This window comes from Chryseobacterium lathyri (assembly GCF_030812195.1).
Lineage (GTDB): Bacteria > Bacteroidota > Bacteroidia > Flavobacteriales > Weeksellaceae > Chryseobacterium > Chryseobacterium lathyri_A.
The window spans coordinates 2135955-2158227 of record NZ_JAUSSF010000001.1; the positions used below are offsets into that span (position 1 = coordinate 2135955).

The following is a 22273-nucleotide window of genomic DNA, read 5'->3' on the forward strand; positions in this document are numbered from 1 at the left end:
TGATTAATTATGAAAAAACTTAACTACATAGATTTATTTGCAGGTGCTGGCGGCCTTTCAGAAGGATTTATTAAGGCTGGGTTCATGCCGATTGCTCATGTGGAAATGAATAAAGATGCTTGTGATACACTCAGAACAAGAACCTGTTATCATTGGTTAAAAGAGAATAATAAAACAAATATCTATTATGATTATTTGAAAAATGATATAAAAGTCAAAGAAGATTTTTGGGCAAAAGTCCCTTCCAATTTAATAAAATCAGTTATCAATAAAGAAATTTCAAAAGAAACATTACCTGACATTTTTAAATTGATTGACAATGAGTTAGAAAATAGAAATGTTGATTTAATTATTGGAGGACCTCCATGTCAGGCATATTCAGTTGCGGGGAGAGCAAGAGACCCTAAAGGAATGAAAGAGGATCCAAGAAATTTTCTGTATAAATATTATGTAGAATTTCTTGAAAGGTATAGACCTAATATGTTTGTTTTTGAAAATGTCCCTGGCATATTCTCAGCTAATAATGGAGAATATTTGGATAAAATATTCAAAGCAATAAAAAGTGCAGGGTACAATTTAAGTTTACCTCCAAATAAATACAAAGTACTCAATGCTAAGAATTTTAATGTATTACAAGATAGAAAACGTGTTATAATTATTGGTTGGAAAAAAGAATTGGATTTTGTTTATCCAGAATTTGATGAAGTCGAGCCTCGTTTTGAGGTTTTAAAAGATTTATTCTCTGATCTGAAGCCTCTTAAAAATGGACAAGGAACCTTAAATGCTGTTGGTTATTATAAACGTCCAACTGAATACCTTAAATCTACTGGAATAAGAAACGGTTTAGATTTTGTCACGCAACATATTGCAAGACCAAATAATGAAAATGATTTGGAAATTTATCGCATTGCTGTTGATGAATGGAATGAAGGCAGACGTTTAAACTATTCAAATCTTCCTCCAAGACTAATAAAACATAATAATGTAAAATCGTTTACAAACAGATTTCAAGTTGTAAATGGAAATGGTGTTGCACACACTGTTGTTGCCCACATTGCAATGGATGGGCACTATTATATCCATCCTGATAAAACTCAGAACCGTTCAATAACAGTGAGGGAAGCAGCCAGAATACAATCATTCCCTGATGACTATTTCTTTGAAGGAAGCCGGACAGCAGCTTTAAAACAGATTGGTAATGCAGTCCCTCCTTTAATGGCTCAAAAAATCGCTGAGAAGATTAAAAGTATGCTGGCAGCACTATGATAAAATTTCAATATTTTCCTAAAAGTAGAGTTATACCGGAACATCTGAACAATATTGTTGGTGTATTTTCTGAAAATTCAGATAAAATTAGTTCTGATAAATTTTTACATCCCAGCAACAACATACTTCGTGAAGTTTCATCAGGACTGGAAACTTTGGGGTTTGTTATAGAAAAAAGTAAAAAAAGCAACGATAAGATTAAAATACCAGTTCTGTTTGGAATTAATGGTAAGTTAGAAAAGTATTTTGATGCAGATGGTTTTAATTCTATAACGAAAACTGTGATAGAAATAGAAGCAGGCAGGGCTGTTGCAAACTATCAGTTTTTAAAAGATTTATTTCAGGCATGTATGATGACTGATGTAGATTATTTGGTTATTGCTGTCAGAAAAATTTATAGAAAAAACCCAGATTTTCAAAATGTAGTTACCTTTTTTGATACACTTTTTACTTCTGGAAGACTGAAACTACCATTAAAAGGAATTTTAATAATTGGATATTAATGAAAGCTATTGACTACTCACTATTAGAAACAGTTTCTGCCATACCTGAAGCATCTTCAATGATTGAAACTTTACGTGCAATTGGGTATAATATAGAAACCGCTGTTGCAGATATTATAGACAACTCAGTTTCAGCTAATGCCAAACATATCTGGATAAATTTTGAGTGGTTAGGTTCTGCAACATGGCTTTCAGTTAAAGATGATGGTTCCGGCATGAATGGCACTGAGCTTATTCAGGCAATGAAACCTGGCAGTAAAAATCCTTTGCATGATAGAGATGATAAAGATTTGGGCAGGTTTGGATTAGGTCTTAAAACAGCCTCTTTCTCACAGGCAAGAAAACTAACTGTTATCAGTAAAAAAGCTAATTATAATTCAGTTTACTGGACATGGGATTTAGATTTTGTTAACAGTACAGGAAAATGGAATTTAATAAAATATCTTCCTGATGAGAGATTTGAAAAGGAACTTTCTGATCTTCATTCAGGCACTATTGTAATATGGAATGATATTGACAGACTGGTGAAAAATTTCAGACAGGATGATCAAAAAGCTCTTGATAAATTTTTACTTATCATGGAGCAGGTTAAAAGACATCTATGTATGGTTTTTCATAAATTCATAGAGCAGGGGAAGATTAAAATATATTTTCAGAACGAAGAAATTACTCCGTGGAACCCTTTTTTACTTGATGAGCCATCAACACAAATTTTCCCGGAGGAAAAAGTTCAACAAGGAATTGTAAAAATTGAAGGTTATGTTTTACCTCACAAGTCGAAAATTTCTGAAGAAAAATATAAAACGGCAGAGGGATTAAAAGGATGGAATGAGCAGCAGGGCTTTTATATATATAGAAATGATCGTCTACTTTTAGCTGGTGATTGGTTGGGACTTTTTAGAAAAGAGGAACATTACAAACTTACAAGAATACAAATAGAACTACCCAATACATTGGATACTGAGTGGCAGATTGATATAAAAAAATCTGTTGCTCGTCCACCACTTGCTTTCAGAGAACAAATTAAAGCCTATGCAATGAAAGTAAGAGCACAAGCTGTAGAAGTTTACAGACACAAGGGAAAAAGCGTAAAACCTATTATCGGACAAAAATTTATACCGCTATGGATTGACCATAAACGTGGAGACAAGTGGTTTTATAAAATCAACCGTGAACACCCTATTCTGGAAAAAATAAAAGGACAGGCTAAAAATGAACCCGAAAAAGCAATTGAGGTACTGATCAGATTCATAGAGGAAACAATACCTACAAAATCAATTTTCATTAAAGAAAGTGAAGTCCCAGAATTACAGGGAAAGCCTTTTGAAGGGATAGATCATGAGATAATAAAAAATACAATGCAGTCAATGTATACAAATCTTACTGATCAAGGTAAATCCAGTGAACAAGCAAAAGCAATCATCATAAATATAGAACCATTCAACAATTTTGCCCATTTTCTTGAATTTTTAAACTAACACCATGATACAACAAGTAATAAAAACAATCAGAACCTTATTACCTTCAACAGGCTCTATAACCAAAGAGCAAATAGAAGAAGCTGTCGATAATGTTCTAATTATTCCTATATATAAAGAAATTGACAGGAATTTTTTAATTCGTGAGATCGAGTCATTATATAATATCAGAATGGATGACTTCCGTATAATTGAAGCAGAAGAAAGACGCAGACCATGGATTGGAGATGTAAAAGCTGATATTAAATGGAATTTCTGGAACAGATACAGAGACTATCTACAAATAGAGAAAAACTATTCTGACATTGTATTAAACCAAATAGACAAACTGACAGACAGAACTTTGGATGGACTATTCAATCCAAGTGAAAACATTATTGTAAGTAAGAGAGGATTGGTTGTTGGACAAGTTCAGTCAGGAAAAACTTCAAACTATACTGGACTGATATCTAAAGCAGCAGATGCTGGTTTTAGGCTTATAATTGTTTTAGCGGGTATACATAATAATTTAAGAAGTCAAACACAATTACGTTTGGACGAAGGTTTTTTGGGCTTCGATACACAACATCAGAGAGCATTTGATAAAAACGGAGTAACAATTGGGGTTGGAAAATTAGATCAGATTGGTATTGCCCATTCCCTAACCTCAAGTCTGGAAAAAGGAGACTTTACAGCAGGGGCTGCAAACTCAATGGGTATCAACTTCAATACTTCAGAACCAATAATTGCTGTAGTTAAAAAAAATTCCAGGGTTTTGGAAAGACTCTATCTATGGCTAAATGCACAAACAGAAGAGCTACCTGATGGAAGAAAAGCTATCAGAAACAAATCTTTATTACTTATTGACGATGAAGCAGATAATGCTTCTATCAACACAAACAAAGAAAATGACAGGGCTACAAGAATCAATGAGCATATCAGAAACATACTGAATCTTTTTGACCGTAGTGGTTATGTAGGTTATACAGCAACCCCGTTTGCTAACATTTTCATTCCAATTGTGGAGGATGATTTATTCCCAAGAGATTTTATCATCAATATTCCTGCACCAACGAATTATATTGGTCCTGAAAAAGTATTTGGCATAAAAGTTTTGGAAGATGAAGATGACTCTGAAAATGTTTTACCAATTGTAAACCGTGTGGATGATTATAAAGAGCTGATACCAAATAGACACAGAGCTTTAAGGAAGAATGAGAAATATGAGCAATTGTCAGACGAAAACAAAAGATTAGTAAAACTTCCTGACGAACTCCCAGAATCTTTACGAACAGCAATTAAATGCTTTATACTTACTTGTACTATTAGACGGTTAAGAGGCCAAATTCATGTACATAATTCAATGCTTATTCATATTAGCAGATACACTGTTTGGCAAGCTCATATTAAAACACTTGTCGAAAATACTTTTGATTTTTATCGTAGAGGAATTGAGATGAAAATTCCGTCAGTATTGGACGAAATCCGTAAAACATTTGAAGAGGACAAAGAATACTCTTATGAATACAAAGGAGAAACAATTACCGAAACTTATAAAAGTTTCAAAACAGTTTCACAAACGATTTCTGATACAATGCCCGATGTTGATACTTTGGTAAGTGTTCACAATTGGGAAGATGTTTTGCCTCATTTGCGTAGTGCTGTTGCAAAAATTGAAGTGAAAGAAATTAACGGAGGTTCAGGCGATGCGTTAAACTATTTTGACCATAAAAACGGACTTTCTGTAATTGCAATCGGAGGAGATAAACTTTCAAGAGGTTTGACTTTGGAAGGCTTATCCGTTAGTTATTATTTACGAGCTTCAAGAATGTACGATACTTTGATGCAAATGGGTCGCTGGTTTGGTTACAGACCGGGATATGTTGATTTATGCAGATTGTTTACAAGCCGAGAACTGAACGAATGGTTTTGTCATATAACGTTGGCTTCCGAAGAATTAAGAAGCGAATTTGATTATATGTCAGAAGTGGCTGGAAGTACACCCGAACAATATGCTTTAAGAGTAAGGACACATCCGGGCGTTTTGCAAATTTCGGCTTCAAATAAAATCCGAAGAGCCGTAAATATTGACGTTTCCTGGTCTGGCAGGTTGGTAGAATCTTATCAGTTACAGAAAAGTCCAATTACAATTAATGCTAATTTGAAGGTAACAAAGAACCTTATCAATTCACTTTCAGAATCTTTTGAAACAAGACACAATCATTTTTTATGGAGAAATGTCCCTGTGGATTTGGTACGACCATTTTTCCAGCGATTCAAAGTTTCTGAGAACCTGAAAAAAGTAGAGCCGTCCAAATTATTGGATTATATTGATATTTCAGTAAAAAGCAATGAACTGACAAATTGGAGCGTAGCACTGGTAACCAAAAGTAATGCAGATTCTTCTTATAATCTCAATGCTTCAAATGGAATTAACCAGATTGGTTGTGTAATTCGTTCTAACGACAAAAATAAAAATGATGACCACAATTTACACATTATAAAGAATCATATCATCAGACCTAAAGATGAATTTTTTGATTTGAGTAAAGAAGATTACAACAGAGCATTGGAAAGAACAAAAGCCTATTTCAGAAATCAAAACAGTGAATACAAAAATGATTTTCCGAAAGGAGAAATTGTGAGAAATGAGTTCAGAAGCCCTGAAAATCCATTATTACTTTTGTATTTAATTGATGCGGAAAATGCAGGAATGCCAGCTGGAAGTGAACCGATTGTTGGTTTTGCTGTTAGTTTTCCGAAAAGCCGGTACAGCCATTCTGTTTCGTATGCGGTACATCAGCAGTTATTGCCATTATTTGATATTGATGACAATTTAGATGATATTGAAGATGACGAAGATTAATCAGATATGGGACGAATTAGCGAATGACAAATCTTTCATTAAAGGTTTATTGCTTCGCAGATATTCAGGTTCGGTATTGCCCGATATATATGTTGCTATGCAACATCCCGAAAAATTATTGTGTATTTGTGTTTCGATAAGTGATACTATTGAAGTTAATATTTCTAATTTCTCAAACTTGCAGGAAATCGAAGTTGATTTATACCCCTCGCCTACCGAAACAGGAAAAAATGCTTTGTTGTTTAAGTTACTTAACTTTCAGCATAAGGACATCTTTACAGTTTTATGCGAAGATCTGATTAACAGTATTGCCAGTGAGACCAATGAAAGAAAGCTAGTCAAAGAAATACTGAACAGGTTTGAGAAATGGAAGTCATTGTTCAACAAAATTGGATTACAAGGATTAACGGCAGAGGAACAACGTGGGTTATACGGAGAACTTTATTTTTTGAAAAAATTTTTGCAGTCAAAAAGCAATCATCTGGCCGTTCTGAATACCTGGGTAGGTACAGAAATGCAGGTAAGAGATTTTCAAAATCAGAATTGGGCAGTTGAAGTAAAAACCACACACGGAAACAATCATCAGAAAGTTCATATCAGCAATGAGAGACAATTAGACACAAGTCACCTAGAAAATCTTTTTCTCTACCATATATCATTGGAAAAAATGCAAAGCTCCGGTGAAACATTAAATGACATTATTGATTCTGTTTCTGAAATTCTGCAGTCAGAAACAATTGCTCTAAACAGGTTTAAAAATAAAATTTATGAAGTCGGATATTTTGATCGGCAAAGAAACCTATATGAAGAGATAGGATATTTTGTTAGAGAAAATACTTTTTATAAAGTGGAGAATGATTTTCCGAGAATAGAAGAGAATGATGTACGTCCCGGCGTAGGGGATGTAAAATACTCAATTATTGCATCACAATGTACTTCTTTTATAAAAGATGAAATTACCGTATTTAACATTGTAAAACCTTAAAATATGAGTACAGTTCAAGAAGGCATGGAACTTTTACGGTTTTATCAAAATCTTCTTCAGGATATAAGAGCAACACAACTAAGCGAAGAAGAGGGAGGAAATACTGAACAGATTTTCACCCAAATTGCTGTTGACCTTCTGGTATCAGCAGGAGAAACTGAAAATGTTAGATTGGCATATGATAAAAAAGGTGTTGGCACAAAAAACCAACATCAGATCAATGCATATTCTATTTCTGACAATTATGAAACGTTGGATCTTTTTATTACTATTTTAAAAGGAACTGATGAACCTGCAAGAACCACCTCAGCAGAAACAGAGACAGCACAAAAGAGAATCTTAAACTTTTTCAGAAAAGCTGTTTACAAAGATTACGTAAATGAAATTGAGGAATCTTCAGATATTTTTCAGCTAGCTAATGAATTGGCATCAAGTCAAGAGTTGAGAGAAAATCTTATAAGAGTAAATGCAATAATTCTTACGGATGGAATTTTTTCAAATGAGCTTCCAAAATCTGACTCTATAAGTGGATTTTCTGTGTATACCAGAATTGTGGATTTAAACTATCTTTACAATATTACTGAAAAATCGCATATTCCAATAGAACTCGATTTCAAAGCAGATGGTTTTGAAATTCCGTGTATAGAATCTCCTTCTGAAAACGATAATTATAAATCTTATCTTGCAATAATTCCGGGAACAGCTCTCGCAAACATATATGAACGTTTTGGTTCACGTTTATTAGAGCAAAATGTCCGCTCATTTTTACAGTTTACGGGAAAAATTAATAAAGGGATCAGAAATACAATTTTAAAAGAACCACAAATGTTTTTGGCTTTTAATAATGGAATTGCAGCAACAGCAAATCATATTGAACTTGAAAGAGACAGTAAGGGAAAAGGTCTTATAATTTCTAAAGTAAATGATTTACAGATTGTAAATGGTGGACAAACAACGGCTTCTATTTATCATACTTTTAAAAAAGATAAAGCTGATGTTTCCAATATTTTTGTACAAGTTAAATTATCTGTTGTCAAAAACAGTGAGAACTTTGGTGAAATTGTATCCCGAATTGCTGAATACGCAAATACTCAAAATAAGATTTCGATTGCAGATTTAAGTAGTAACAGACCTTACCACATCCATTTTGAAAAGCTTTCAAGAGCAATTGTAACACCTCATTCAGAAAAAAATCCAACCCAAACAAAATGGTTCTATGAAAGAGCAAGAGGACAATATAAAAATGCGAGATTAAAAGAGGGTTTTACTCGTTCCAGACAAAAAGCGTTCGACCTGAAGCATCCCAGAAGTCAAATGTTCACAAAAGAGCAGCTGGCGAAATATATTAATTCTTACCAAGAAGTATATGAAGGTAAAAAGCTGGTTATTGCCCCTCACTTTGTTATTAAAAATGTCAAGAACTACAATCAGTTTATCCTCTATAATACAAATATAAAAATAGAGCATGACAATATCTATTACGAAGATACTATTGCAAAATCTATACTCTATAAAGCCTGTGAAAAACTATATGGTATAAAGCCTAATGCTATTGGTGACTTAAGATTTATCACAGTACCTTACTCCATTACATATTTTGGATATAAAACCAATTATAAACTTGACCTATATAAAATTTGGAAAAATCAGGATATATCAGATAATCTGAGAAACTTTTTATATAATTTAATGGTTAAAATGGATGTTTTTTTAAAAGCTAACAGTCCTGAATCATTAATTGAAATGTGGGCAAGAAAAGAAGCTTGCTGGGAGCTGGTAAAACAACAAGATTTTGATTTAGATTATCATTCCATTAAGGATGATTTTATCAATGAAAAAATTGTCAGTAACAGAAAACAAATGTCTGAGGATGAAGTAATAGAAAATGAAAAAATTCAGAAAATAGAGGTCATTAAATCTGTTCCGTCTATAATTTGGAGAAAAATTGAAAACTGGGGACGAGAAACTGACAATATGTCTCTTAACTTACAGAACATAGCTAATTCTATTTCCAAACGTTTAAAAAGTAATTCACAGTTACCAGACAGAGAAATTGCAAACGGACTGATAATAATAGATAGAGTCCTTGAAATAGCTCCGGAAATTTTAGCAGAAGTTGATAATCTCTCTGAAGATATAGTTCCGGTAAAAGAAAAACAGTCGGAAATTACACTTGAACTAATTCAAAAAATTGTAAACTGGGATAAGAAAAACAGATATTTAAGGAGTTTTGAATATGTCTTCATGAATGATCTTGCAGAAGGTAAAAAGACTTTAACTGAAAGAAACAAAATAATTGCTCTCCTGAATTTAAACAAGGCTAAAAAAGGAGGTTTTAAAGAATAATTGATACTATTATATAACTATATAAATTAAAGATACTATTCTCAAGAAGTGTGTAAGTTAAAAAGCTAAGACTTGGATGAATAATCTGAATCTTATTCCAAAAATAAGTATAAAATAAAACCACCCCAAATTAATGGGGCAGTCTCTAACTCGAAAACCAACAGTAATCTTAATTACCATTAAGTATTTTCTGAATACCTTTTGAAAACTCAAACACATTCAAATCTTATTATAAATGCCATTCTTTCGTAATAGATAGTTTTTTGGTGGCCCAGCAAGTCTTTTTAACCCCTTGCGTATTTGCTTCAATGAACGGTTTATTCTCGTATTGTCTCTCTTCTGATTGCTTTTGCTCCTGGTAAACTTCAGTTCTTAGAAGAAGGTAGTCATTTCCAGAGGTTTGTATTGTTTCTCTTGTTCTGATTCTGTCTCTGATTTTCGTTTTATCTCGGTTGAAACAATAGCAATAGCAGAAGATATCATTGGTTGTTTGAGCTGGTCGAAGCTCAAATACTTCTTATTTAAAGATTTTTTCTAAGGAAGCAGGTCTTATTTTATTAATGGTGTCCATTAGTTGAAAAGTTTTGAGGATTGGATAATTTGATTAAAAATGATTTTCTTGTTTCGTACGCAGACTTCAATTCCTGTTGAAATTCCGGGTACTGTTTGTAAATAGCCAAAAGTTCTGCAATGGTATTGCTGGTACTAATTCTATTTAAAATACTATCTTTACTTATATTATTGTTACCGTTGGAGAAGCGCGCATCACCAGGACCAAAATAATCTGTTGAGTTCGCAGAAGTCACAGAGAATTCAGAAGAGGTTGCAAAACTTGCAGTTTCTGCAATACCGGAATTACACCACTCTAAAATTATTCTGCCTATTTCAGAAGTGATAATAAATTCAGGTCTGTTCATAAATAGCCCTGTTCTATCTTTACTTGCTTTAGCTAAGTGATTCTCATTAACTAACTCGAAATTAATCGTCAATTCATATTCAAAGCCTTCTCTGGTGATTTCTTTGGTTCCATGCTTCACTACTTGGGTTTTGCCATTGCTTCCAACATCTAAAGAGTAATCTATTTTTCTCCTGGTAGTAGTAATGATATGACAACTTGATTGTAGAATTTTATTGATAAATGCCTGATGCCTTGGTGTGAGATTAGACCAGTCTTGAAATCTGCCACCTAGTTTCTCATGAATATCGAGACATCCACCAGTACCATTCCATTCATGAGATGCGCTATCAATAATAATGACCTCAATTCCTGATTTCTCACATAGTTCTATAGCCTGTATATACCTTTCAGGAGAATAGGGAGATTGCAAGTCAAGTACATTGTAATTTCCTAAGTCTGAATAAAGAGAAGCAGAGGAGTTTTCTGTGTCAATGACAGCAATCTTACTCCAATCTTGTGTCATTCCATAAGCTAATAATAGGGCTGATTTAGTCTTTCCAAAGCCTGATGCTCCTGATAGTCCTAATCTGAGCTTTACCTGTTGCCTCTGTGATTGTTTTAATTGCATACGTTTTAAAATTTAATGGTTAATATTCTTTGTTTAAATGTTAATTTTTTAAATGAAAAAAGGTTAATCACATATTGCAATTAACCCTCGGCTATTATTGATTCTTTTGTATCTACTCTTATAATTCTATTAGTTTGTTTATTTCCTGATCCAAATCTTCATTTTCAAAATCTTTAAGATAAGTCATGGTAATCTGAACGTCACTATGGCCCATCATCTCTGAAATCTTTGATACACTTGTTCCTAAATATTTCAGTATGGTAGCAAAACTGTGTCTTGCAACGTAAGAGGTAACAGATTTATCAATACCTGCCAATTTTCCAATTTCTTTTAATTTGGAATTGTACCTGCTTAATACCTTATGTTTTCTATTGGCAATCTGAACAGGTGTCAAATCATCTTTCAGTAGAATCGGAAATACATATTGACTTTTTCTTCCCTGAGCTTTGTATAGATCTATTATCTCCTGCATAGCAGGGTTAATCTCGATATTAAAACTGGCTTTCGTTTTAGACCTTACGTAATAAATCCTACCGTCCTGAATATCTGACCATTTAAGCTTCATCATATCAATAAAGTTCATTCCCCTTGCATAGATGGAAAACATAAAATAGTTGTATGCTTCATGAAGATGTGGCGACTTGGATAAATCAACATCTTTCAACTTTTTAAACTCCTCTATACTAAGTGCCTTCTTATTGTTTACCGATTTAAGCTTTGAAACTTTATAAGTCTCAAATGGATAATTTTCTTTCGTGATAAGCTTACGTTTTATGGCTTTATTGACCAATGCCCTTAAATGTCTCATCTTAAAGCTTATTCCACCATTACCGTTTCCTCTTTCCCTTAAACTGACTTCGTACTTTTCCAGCAAAACAGGAGTAATATCTCGAAGTCGTAATTTTTTACCGCCAAAACTCACAAATGAATCTTTGGTATCTTTATATGCCTTCGCATTTCCAATCCTTCCTGACCGGGTTAGTTCATCAATGATTTCATCAAAGAACCCAGCTACAAGGACATTCTGTTCCGTTGTTTTATTCTTGAACTTATATTCAAACTCATCAAGGCCGAAGTTTTTTCCTTCATTCTGAAAGTCTCTTATAATCTTATTGGCTCTTGCCTTGAAGCTGATAAGCAGACTATTTTCGACTTTATAGTCCGGATGACCTTTAAGGAACTGTTCATTTTCAAAATGTTCTTTCCTACATTTTAAGCCCAAGGCTATGTTTTTTCTTTTCCTATCCTTGATAATCCTAAGGTAGACCGTGTACAAATTATTAGACACAGGTCTACTGTCAAGTACAATTTTTATACTTGTGTTCATATTTATAAATGTTAAAATTGAAGAAATAACTGCCCAATGTGGTATTTGATAAATTGGGCAGTATTAGTGTAGTCTTTTGAAATTGCAAAAATTGCAACTTTTACATCCTTTACATGAAATTTTTATTTCGTCTGTAAAGTCCTTGTTTTATAGGACTAATGATGTTCTTTTTCTTCCACTGCTTAAGCTTATCATCCATTGTTCTTTTAGGTATATTATGCTCTTCTGCCAATTCAATTGCTTCGGCTCTAGTAAACTTAAAAGGTAATCCAAACAGTAATTTTTCATCATTTTCTGACAATATACCATCATCGAATGTATTATAAGTAACCAATGAATGCTTCAGAAAAGCTTTTGTTATTTCTAGTGCCAATATAAAATCCACATTAGAACAGACTAATTCTTTACCAGTACCAGAAATATTATCTATATTGCGTAAAGCTGTTAATATCATGGCTATTCTGAATAAAATAAGCCCATGCCTATTGAGATTAGATATAAAAGATTGCGGATGATCGTCTAATATTATCTTATGTATTGCGATAAGTTCTTTCAGAAATTTTTCTACCTGATTTTTAGTAAACTTAAACTCTATCTCTTGTTTTAAACTTGCTAGTACTTCATAAAGATTAAATATTTTTTTTGCTTCTTCTTCAAATATAGCATTATAGCTCCTGGTATTGATCGAAAATACATTTTTGAATTGATTGATTTCATCAAATGTGTATACAATAAACCGTGAATACAATCCATTTTCTTTTGATTTAATCAACGTCTTTAATTGTTCCGGTGTTCCGCTCATTACCAAAGACAGCTTTGGTTCTTTAATATCTTCAAATATTTTCTCCATTTTTCTACTGATCGAAATTGGCTCATGGTGAAAACATTTTCTCAGTATATCAGAATAATTACTCCAGTCATTATTGAGCATATTACTCATAGTATCTGCTTCTGATTCCATAATCAGTAATCCATGATTAGATGCTCCCATATAGGTATACATTTCTGCTGTGGAAATATTGGCTGGCAATATTTTGATTTCTAATGATGGACAATTATCAGAGTCTTTTTCTTTTGACTTCTTTTTTTCTTCTTTACAGTTTTTCTGAATATTGATGCTATCTTTTAGAACTTTATCATGAATTTTATCAATTAAAATCCTTGATTTATTCATAACTCCTTTACCTGATGCTGCCGGAGCAGTAATCATTACATACAGATTGGAATAAATTTTATCTCCATCATAAACCCCATACAGATTGGGTAAACAAGCACTTAATACTCCAATAGCTGATGTTAATATTATATCTCTTTCACGTCCTGTAAATGGATTGGTAATATTTTGCAGTATTTTAGGCAGCCTACGATATACTCCTTCTTCTATAAGTTCATTGGTCACGCCGCCATTTATTTTTATCTCTTCCATAATCTTATCCTTTTAATATTTTAGTACTGGTATTTTTAATGACCTCTGGAATAATAAAATACCCACGATTATCATTCTTCATCCTATCATCATAAGGAGGATTATTTTTACTTTTTGGTGAAGTATCCAGGAAAAAACCATTCGAATAAAAAACTAAGTAATTGACCAACACGTCAGCTAATTTATAGTCATATTTACTACTTGAAGGAAAAATTGAAATTTCAGTTTTTTCTGGAAAATAAGAAATACGAATACCTCTATTAGTTTTTTGATCTACTTCATAATGAAAACTATTAGCAGCAACCTCCGTAATTGAAATTTTTTCAACAGTTCTCAAAATCCTTTTATTAAATTCATGAAAATTTACTTCATTTTCATGTTTTATTCTATAATTTTCTAATTTCTTATACATCTTTTCTCACTTTTAATTTATTCAATAATTCTTCTTCTAAAAGCTCCTTGCTTTTATTCTCATTTTGAAGCATCCAGCTATCCAAGTCTGTTTTCTTGAAATAGATTTTACCACCATTGGGCTTAAAATACGTGATTGTTCGCTGGGATGTTAGTTTGTAAAGTAAACTTGGTGATACATCTAAGTACACTAGTGCTTCTTTAAAGCTTAAGATTTCCTTTTCAACAAGTGCTTGTTTACTAAGGAAATTTTCATTTTGATTAAACTTATCTTTTGTCATGATATTAAATTTTATGAAGTCTTGACGTCATTCAATTTGGACTTCAAATTCGATGGCAAAGAAAAGCAAGGAATACTCTTATAATCAATAGAATTACCCTGATATCAGGGTATATCAGGGTATATTATTATGTGTTGTAAAATTATAATTGAGAAATAATATCGTCTATAAGTTCTTGTTGTGCAGATTTATTATCAGACATATCATACTTTGCTGAAGAAAGCTGCCTTGAAGTAAATTCTGATCCGTCTCTATTTCTGAATAGAGTAGTTAGATAATGATTCTCATCATTACGAAAAGAAGCTTTAATATACCTGTTATTCATTAATTGCCTGAAAAAGTATACCAGTAAAGGCTTATTGGTTGTATTATTCTTAGGGCTTTTTGCGATCCAGTTGATTCCTTTATCTATTTTATGACCTGTAAATGCTTTGATAAAATCTTCTTTAGTACAAGAGATAAGAGAATAACTGATTAATAGTGAATATAGCGTTTCTAGTTTAGAGATTACGTTTTCTCCTTCTCTTACAATAAAATTAAGAGGTGGGAAGCTAGGAAATTGTTCCTTTTCCTGAAAAACAAGTTCTTCTATGTTTTGAAAAGCCATTGTTCTGTATTGTTCCAGAAATGTGTACTTATCAATCAAGTCTTTTGTGAAGACTTCTGTTAACTGGGTATTAAGGGTATCTAAATAAACCAGAACTCTATTTTTGCTTAGCTTTCGTTGAAGTTCAAGAGCTTTATCCACATTAGCAAATCCCTTAGTCAGCAGATTGAGAATCATATTTCCGGCTTCTTCACTAAAAGTAAATATTTGTACAGGATTTTCATCGTCTTTATAGTAGTCTTTCAGCATAGAAACCTGCATGTTTTCTTTATCAATGCCATTAGGTACAATTCTTCGGGCAAAAGCATCAAGTTTAAATGAATTATAAAAACTATTTAAGTTAGCATCTATCGTTTTAAGATAAATCTCAAGGTTTTTGAATGGATATAGTAGTTCATTGTTCACAACTCAAAAATAATAAAATGTTGCAGTATTGTTGCAGTCAAAAAATAAAAAAAGCACCTACATTTCTGTAAGTGCTTGATTTAAAAAGTGGTCCCACCTGGGCTCGAACCAGGGACCACCTGATTATGAGTCAGGTGCTCTAACCAACTGAGCTATAGGACCTCAAAACTTGGTTAAATTTTGTGATTGCAAAAATAGTAAAATTTCCTTCACCACAAAACTTTTTATTGCTTTTCTTGACAAAGTTCTACCAACACTCCATTTGTCGATTTTGGGTGCAGGAAGACAACTAATTTGTTATCAGCACCTTCTTTCGGTTCTTCAGAGATAAACTGGAAACCTTCTTTTTTTAATCTTTCAATCTCTTCAAGGATATTTTCTACACCAAATGCAAGATGATGGATACCTTCACCCTTTTTATCGATAAATTTTGAGATCGGGCTTTCCGGATTACTGGCTTCTAACAGCTCAATTTTGCTTTCCCCGGTTCCGTAAAAAGAAGTAACTACCCCTTCCCTTTCCACACTTTCTTTTTTGTAAGATTCTTTTCCTAATAACCTGGAGAAAAGGTCATCTGAGACCCCTAAAGATTTTACGGCAATACCGATATGTTCTAGCTTCATAAGTAGTAATAAATATAATTAAATCGTAAATTTGATACCGGAGCTGAATTTCAAAGGTATCAATTCAAACAAAAGTACTAAATTTGCATAACTTATGGAAAGTAACAGACAAAGAAAAGTAGCACAGATCATTCAGGAAGACTTCGCAGAGCTTTTCCGCAAACAGGCTTCAGAAAGCAAGCAGAGCATATTGGTATCTGTTTCGGATGTAAAAATATCGGCAGATCTGGGTATCGCTAAAATTTATTTGAGCATTTTCCCGCAGGAATTCCGTTCTGCGGTGATGAAAGAAATTGAAGAAAACAAACCTCAATACAGAAATTTTATCGGCCAGAAAATGGCAAAACAGGTACGTATAATTCCGCAGCTTAACTTTTATCTGGACACTGCTCTTGATGATGTTGAAAAATTGGAAAGAGAATTAAGAGGCGAAGGCGACAATCCGGTTTTATAAATCTTGAAAAATATTGCATTTTACATAGCATCCAGATACCTTTTGGCTAAAAAGGGAAGTACCGCCGTGACGTTCATAACGTGGCTTTCGGTAGGTGCCATGACGGTTGCTGTGACTGCAATGTTTGTGATTATTTCAGTATTCTCAGGCCTTGAAACTCTGAACAAAGACCTGATTTCCAACCTTCATGCAGATCTCACCCTGAAAAGTGTTTCAGGAAAAACAGTGAAAGATCTGGATAAAGTCACTACAGTTTTAAAAAACAATAAAGCAATCAGCAATTTTTCCCGGGTCATTGAGGAAAAGGTGTATGTCAATTATAAAGGCAAAGGCGACATTGCTTACTTAAGAGGAGTTGATTCCGCTTATACAAAGGTCAATCCTATTGATAAGGATGTATTCTATGGAACTTATCCAAGTTTTGAGTTCTCTAATGAAGTGTTGATGGAAACAAACCTGCACAACAGGCTTTCTATTCCCATAGATTCAACAAGCAATTATGCTACAATCTTTATGCCTAAGCCTGGAACCGGCATCATTAACAAAGAGGACGATATCTATAATAAAAAGGATTTTCTTGTGACAGGGGTTTTTCCGGGAAAAGAGCAGCTGGATAGTTACATCATTGCCCCAATAGAACTGACGGAGGAATTACTCAGCCTTCCAAAAAAATCAGCGTACCAGATTGTAATTAAATTAAGAAATCCTGAAAATGCTGATGCTGTAAAGCAGAGCCTTCTTACTTCATTGGGTAAAAATATTGAAATAAAAACCAAGGAAGAAGAAAATGCAGCATTCTGGAAGATGATCAATACAGAAAAAATGTTCATCTATCTCATTTTTGCCCTGGTAATTTTCATTACGACTTTCAATCTGGCAGGAGCTATTATTATTCTACAGCTTGACAAAAGAGAACAGTCAAGATCCCTTATTTCACTCGGTTTTCCGATCAGTCATCTGAGAATGACCTATTTCTATACCGGACTTCTTATTGTGATTTCCGGAGTGATCTCTGGGCTGATCGCAGGAACCCTACTCTGCTATTTCCAACTTTATACAGAATTCTTCAGAGCTAATGAGATACTTCCCTTCCCCGTAAAAATTGTTGGGAAAAATTATCTTATCGTGGCGTTCACCGCCTCCCTTTTCGGAATCATCATTTCTTGGTTCTTTTCCAAAATCAGCAAAGACTATATTACTAAAAGTTAACATATCCGTTTTGAAATAAAATCAGTCCATTTTCAATTTTTTGTACCTTTACGGCCCAATTTTTTTTAAATGAAACGAATTTTATCTTTTTTTCTGCTGAGTATTACATTTATGTTTGCTTCAGCACAGGCTCCTGCCGGTTATTATAATGCAGCTGCCGGGTTTACGGGTGCTCCACTTAAAACTGCACTTAAAGGCATAATTGAACAAGGTCATCAGGACCATGGTTACGGTGGCCTATGGACAGGCTATGCAACGACTGACCGTGACTTTTTTTACGAAAATGACGGAACGATTCTGGATATTTATTCTGAAAAACCAAACAGTCAGGATCCTTACACATACACGCTAGGTACAAACCAGTGTGGCAGTAGTGGATATAACGGCGAAGGAGACTGCTACAACAGAGAACATATTGTACCTCAAAGCTTATTCAATGAAGCCAGTCCAATGGTATCAGATATTCATTTCATCCGGGCAACCGACGGAAAAGTGAATGGTATAAGATCTAATTACCCTTTTGGTAAAGTACAAATTGCTTCTTTTACATCAGAAAACGGATCTAAACTTGGAAATTCAGCATCACCTGGATATGGAGGGACTGTATTTGAGCCCATCGATGCTTTTAAAGGTGATGTAGCCAGAATGATCTTTTATTTTGTAACGAGATATGAAGCTGGGCTTTCAGTTTTCAGTACCGGAAATATGCTGGGCGGATCCGCTTATCCGGGGCTTCAGCCATGGGAGCTGAACCAGCTTTTAGTATGGCATGCAGTAGATCCCGTTTCTCCTGAAGAGATTTCCAGAAACAACGCATCTTATACTTATCAGGGAAACAGAAATCCATTTATAGACAATCCGGCTTATGCTGAACAGATCTGGGGAGCACCGGTTATAGATACACAGGCTCCAACTGCTGCTACCAATCTTATTACTCAGAATCCAACTTCCAATACCATTTCTTTAAGCTGGACAGCTGCTACGGATAATATTGGTGTTACAGCTTATGATGTATATATGAACGGAACACTGAAAACTACAGTTTCAGGAACTACAGCAACTGTTCAGGGATTATCTCCGTCTACTACTTATACTTTCTATGTGATTGCTAAAGATGCTTCAGGAAACTCTTCTTCACCGAGTAACAACGCAGATGGAACAACACTGGCAGGACAGCCTGGCGGAAATACAAGCTGTGGAACAGAAAACTTTGAAACAATTCCTGCTAATAGCTCTGGCTACGAAACCAGAACTTGGACCAATAATAATATTACATGGACAGCTAACTTTGCAAGAACAGACCAGACCATTAACGGAAGGGCAATTACTATTCAAGGTGGAAATTTGACAAGTTCTACAATTTCAGGAGGAGTACAAGCTATAACAATAACCACTCAACGAAAATTTACTAATGGTTCAAATGGTAATTTAAATATTGAAGTTAATGGAACTGTGATAGGAACTGTTCCATACAGTACAACAGTAACTACGACAACAGTTAACGCGAATATCAGTGGAAATGCAATTATTAAGATCACTAATCCGGGTTCGAATAGAGTTGCCATAGATGACCTTACATGGACATGCTTTGGTTCATTAGGAACTTCAGATGTGAAAAAGAACAAGTCTGAATTCACCATCTACCCTAACCCGGTAAAAAATAACGAATTATTCGTAAAAGGTGAAAATCTAAGCAAAATATCGAAAGCTGAGATCTATGACCTTTCAGGAAAACTGATTGAAGTAATTTCAAATCCGTTTAAAAACTCTGATAAGATCAATATTAAAGGACTAACAAAAGGAAATTACATCTTAAAAACAGACCATTTCTCTACAAAATTCATCGTAGACTAAACTGTAAAAAATATTTGATCACAAAGACCGATTTATTCGGTCTTTTTTTTATTTTTGATATATGGATTCCAATAAAAAGCTAGGACTGATAGGAAAGAATATTTCCTATTCCTTTTCTAAAAAATTCTTTGAAGACAAGTTCCAGAAGCTGATGCTGAAAGACTTTACTTACGATATTTTTGACCTGAATGAAATTGACGAAGTAGAACTCCTCATGAATGATCCTGAAATTTTAGGATTCAATGTTACCATTCCTTACAAAGAAAAGATTGCTGACTATCTTGACGAGCTCAGCGACGAAGCAAAAAAGATTGGCGCCGTCAATTGTGTTCTGATCAGAGACGGTAAAAAAACAGGCTATAATACTGATGCTTTCGGTTTTGAAAAAACACTCCTGCTTCACAAAAAAGCCCATCAGAATAAAGCGTTGATTCTGGGGAACGGAGGTGCTGCAAAAGCCGTGAAATATATCATGGAAAAACATGGAATTCCATCAATTACCATTTCCAGAAATACCGAAATCAATTTCAAAAATATTGACAGCGAGACAGTCCGCGGCCATAAGATCATCATCCAGTGCACTCCTGTAGGTACATTTCCAAATGTGGAAGACTGCCTGGAATTTCCTTTCGAAGGAATCACCCCGGAACACCTGATTATTGATCTGATCTACAACCCGAACTACACCCAATTCATCCTTAAAGCCTCCGAAAAAGGAGCCAAAACAGTCAATGGTTATTATATGCTTGAGCAGCAAGCAGAAAAAGCTTGGGAAATTTGGAATTTTCAAAAAAAATAACCTAAATTAGTACCTTAATTGGCTTTACTGCTATATATAAAAGGATATTAACGCCACTCACATAAAAGATTTGCTATGATTACAGAAAACAATCTTTCTGAAAACGAAGAAAATAAAAATTCTAACGAAGTATCTCAAGAGGAGCCCCAAAAAAACTCCGCATCTCACAACGAAAATGCTCAGGATGACGATGCAGAGCATCTGGAAGAGGAGCATACTGATGATATTTCCCTGGCTGATGCTTTGAAAGAAATGGAAGCTATTATCAATTCGGCCAATGCCGGTGAAAATTTCAAAAGATTCAATCAGTTAAAAGAAAAAGCAAGTCATTATATTCATGATGAAGTGGAAGACAAAAAGCATGAGTATGTAGAAGGCGGGAATGCTCCTGAAAATTTCAGTTATGAACACCCCTTACAGTCCAAACTCTCCGCTTTGGTTAATATTTTCAGGGAAAAACATGACAGCTATCAGAGATCTCAGGATGAAGAGCAGAAAAAGAACCTTGATCACCGCCAGAATATTATAGAAAGGCTTAAAAATCTTTATACCAATTCTGAACCGGGAACCAATCTTTTCAAATCCATCCGCGAGATCAAAGAAGAATGGTCAAAAGCCGGTCAGGTTGCAAAATCTGAATTCAAGATTCTTAATAATAACTATTTCCACCATCTGAACCAGTTTTACCAGATGCTGGACCTAAATAAAGAATTTCTCGAGCAGGAATTCAGCCATAATTTAGAGAAAAGACAGCATATTATTGCACGCGCTAAAGAACTGGAAAGTGAACCTGTAATTCAGAAAGCCCTGAACGAGCTCCAGTATCTTCACAAACTTTGGAAAGAAGAAGCTGAACCTGTAGCAGAAGAATTCCGTGAAAAAACATGGGAAGAATTCAAAGAGATCTCCAACAAGATCCACGAAAGAAAATCTGAACTTTCTGCAGCTATTGAAGGCGAACAAAATGATAACCTGGAAAAGAAAAACCAGATCATCGCAGAGATCAAAAAGTTATCTGAACCTTCCGAAACGCCTAACCACAGCTACTGGCAGAATTCGATCAAAAGAGTTGAAGACCTTCGTACTGAATTCTTAAAAACAGGAAGTGTTCCCCGAAAACTGTCCAATCAGAACTGGAATGATTTTAAAACGACACTAAGAGCTTTCAATACAACAAAAAATAATTATTATAAATCTCTCAAAGGCTCTCAGCAAACCAATCTGGAAGAGAAATTAAAACTCATCCAGACTGCTCAGGACAATATGAACAATGAAGAATGGGATATCGCCGTTCCTCTTTTCAAAAAGCTACAGGAAGACTGGAAAAAAATCGGGCACGTTCCAAAGAGCATGACCAATAAAATCTGGGACGAATTCCGTGATGCCTGTAATACGTTCTTCAACAATTACAGAGAGAAAAACAATGCCTCCAACGATAACTGGAAAGAGAATTATAAGCAGAAAAAAGAAATTCTGGAAGATCTGAAAACTGTTTCCAATGACGAAGGCAGCATTGAAAGGATAGAAGCTATAAAAACCGCCTGGAATAACATCGGGAAAGTACCGAGAGATAAAATCTCAATCAATACCGAGTTCAACAGAACATTAAGAGAAAAGCTGAAGCTTAATAAAATCAACGAACTTGAGCTGAAAGAAGAAGGCTTAACGGAAAACCAGCTTACAGATAAAGCCAGAAAAATCAAGAGCCAGATTTCTGATCTTGAAGGCGAAATTGTAAAACTGGAAAACAACCTGGCATTCTTCAACAAGCCGTCAAGAGAAAATCCTCTTCTTAAGGATACGTTCAATACAATAGACGAGAAGAAGGCTCATCTGGAAACTTTAAGGCAGAATCTTCACAATATCATTACCGGAGATTAATCTATTAAATAATATAAAAAAGGCGGAGCAAAGAAATTTGTCTTCGC

General features: G+C 34.2%; 18 protein-coding genes and 1 tRNA gene. 11 read left to right on the forward strand and 8 right to left on the reverse strand.

What is annotated here, in order from left to right; genetic code table 11:
* Positions 1 to 9: 9 nt before the first annotated feature.
* The 6 genes from J2T03_RS09685 to J2T03_RS09710 are packed head-to-tail and all read left to right on the forward strand — an operon-like array spanning position 10 to position 9423.
* Positions 10 to 1266, forward strand: a complete 1257-nt coding sequence (locus tag J2T03_RS09685; RefSeq protein WP_307210959.1) for a DNA cytosine methyltransferase — start codon at positions 10 to 12, stop codon at positions 1264 to 1266.
* Complete coding sequence (locus J2T03_RS09690) at positions 1263 to 1769, forward strand: hypothetical protein (RefSeq protein WP_307210960.1); 507 nt, start codon at positions 1263 to 1265, stop codon at positions 1767 to 1769. Before J2T03_RS09685 ends, J2T03_RS09690 begins: the two co-directional genes overlap by 4 nt.
* Positions 1769 to 3247 (forward strand): ATP-binding protein, encoded by a 1479-nt coding sequence (locus J2T03_RS09695; RefSeq protein WP_307210962.1) that lies wholly within the window; start codon positions 1769 to 1771, stop codon positions 3245 to 3247. Before J2T03_RS09690 ends, J2T03_RS09695 begins: the two co-directional genes overlap by 1 nt.
* Before the next feature lie 4 nt (positions 3248 to 3251).
* Entirely contained in the window at positions 3252 to 6092 is a 2841-nt protein-coding gene (locus J2T03_RS09700) for a Z1 domain-containing protein (RefSeq protein ID WP_307210964.1), read from the forward strand.
* Complete coding sequence (locus J2T03_RS09705) at positions 6079 to 7077, forward strand: PD-(D/E)XK motif protein (protein WP_307210966.1); 999 nt, start codon at positions 6079 to 6081, stop codon at positions 7075 to 7077. The genes J2T03_RS09700 and J2T03_RS09705 overlap by 14 nt, the downstream gene beginning before the upstream one ends.
* 24 nt (positions 7078 to 7101) lie before the next feature.
* Positions 7102 to 9423 (forward strand): AIPR family protein, encoded by a 2322-nt coding sequence (locus tag J2T03_RS09710; RefSeq protein ID WP_373426906.1) that lies wholly within the window; start codon positions 7102 to 7104, stop codon positions 9421 to 9423.
* A gap of 557 nt (positions 9424 to 9980) precedes the next feature.
* Here the strand turns inward: J2T03_RS09710 and J2T03_RS09715 are convergent.
* The 8 genes from J2T03_RS09715 to mce all read right to left on the reverse strand — a co-directional run bounded on the left by J2T03_RS09715 (position 9981) and on the right by mce (position 16029).
* Positions 9981 to 10949 (reverse strand): AAA family ATPase, encoded by a 969-nt coding sequence (locus tag J2T03_RS09715; RefSeq protein WP_307210970.1) that lies wholly within the window; start codon positions 10947 to 10949, stop codon positions 9981 to 9983.
* Positions 10950 to 11067: 118 nt separating this feature from the next.
* Entirely contained in the window at positions 11068 to 12276 is a 1209-nt protein-coding gene (locus J2T03_RS09720) for a site-specific integrase (protein WP_307210972.1), read from the reverse strand.
* A 109-nt stretch (positions 12277 to 12385) separates the two neighbouring features.
* Positions 12386 to 13702, reverse strand: coding sequence for a DUF3987 domain-containing protein (locus J2T03_RS09725; protein WP_307210973.1), 1317 nt, complete (start codon positions 13700 to 13702; stop codon positions 12386 to 12388).
* Positions 13703 to 13706: 4 nt separating this feature from the next.
* Positions 13707 to 14114: a hypothetical protein gene (locus tag J2T03_RS09730; protein WP_307210975.1), complete on the reverse strand. Its 408-nt coding sequence runs from the start codon at positions 14112 to 14114 to the stop codon at positions 13707 to 13709.
* Entirely contained in the window at positions 14107 to 14394 is a 288-nt protein-coding gene (locus J2T03_RS09735) for a helix-turn-helix domain-containing protein (RefSeq protein ID WP_307210976.1), read from the reverse strand. Before J2T03_RS09735 ends, J2T03_RS09730 begins: the two co-directional genes overlap by 8 nt.
* 142 nt (positions 14395 to 14536) lie before the next feature.
* Positions 14537 to 15406, reverse strand: coding sequence for a hypothetical protein (locus J2T03_RS09740; protein ID WP_307210978.1), 870 nt, complete (start codon positions 15404 to 15406; stop codon positions 14537 to 14539).
* Between the two features lie 88 nt (positions 15407 to 15494).
* Positions 15495 to 15568, reverse strand: a tRNA-Ile gene (locus J2T03_RS09745).
* A 62-nt stretch (positions 15569 to 15630) separates the two neighbouring features.
* Complete coding sequence (mce, locus tag J2T03_RS09750) at positions 15631 to 16029, reverse strand: methylmalonyl-CoA epimerase (protein WP_306846625.1); 399 nt, start codon at positions 16027 to 16029, stop codon at positions 15631 to 15633.
* A 94-nt stretch (positions 16030 to 16123) separates the two neighbouring features.
* Here mce and rbfA point away from each other — a divergent pair, with 94 nt between their 5' ends.
* The 5 genes from rbfA to J2T03_RS09775 all read left to right on the forward strand — a co-directional run bounded on the left by rbfA (position 16124) and on the right by J2T03_RS09775 (position 22226).
* The gene (gene rbfA, locus J2T03_RS09755; protein ID WP_116012826.1) at positions 16124 to 16483 is read left to right on the forward strand and encodes a 30S ribosome-binding factor RbfA; all 360 of its coding nucleotides are present in this window, start codon (positions 16124 to 16126) and stop codon (positions 16481 to 16483) included.
* Between the two features lie 3 nt (positions 16484 to 16486).
* The gene (locus J2T03_RS09760) at positions 16487 to 17692 is read left to right on the forward strand and encodes an ABC transporter permease (protein WP_306846623.1); all 1206 of its coding nucleotides are present in this window, start codon (positions 16487 to 16489) and stop codon (positions 17690 to 17692) included.
* 69 nt (positions 17693 to 17761) lie between these two features.
* A complete protein-coding gene (locus tag J2T03_RS09765; protein WP_307210979.1) occupies positions 17762 to 19546 on the forward strand; it encodes an endonuclease in 1785 nt (594 codons plus the stop codon).
* A gap of 61 nt (positions 19547 to 19607) precedes the next feature.
* The gene (locus J2T03_RS09770; protein WP_307210980.1) at positions 19608 to 20345 is read left to right on the forward strand and encodes a shikimate dehydrogenase family protein; all 738 of its coding nucleotides are present in this window, start codon (positions 19608 to 19610) and stop codon (positions 20343 to 20345) included.
* 75 nt (positions 20346 to 20420) lie between these two features.
* A complete protein-coding gene (locus J2T03_RS09775; protein WP_306846617.1) occupies positions 20421 to 22226 on the forward strand; it encodes a DUF349 domain-containing protein in 1806 nt (601 codons plus the stop codon).
* Positions 22227 to 22273: the final 47 nt, after the last annotated feature.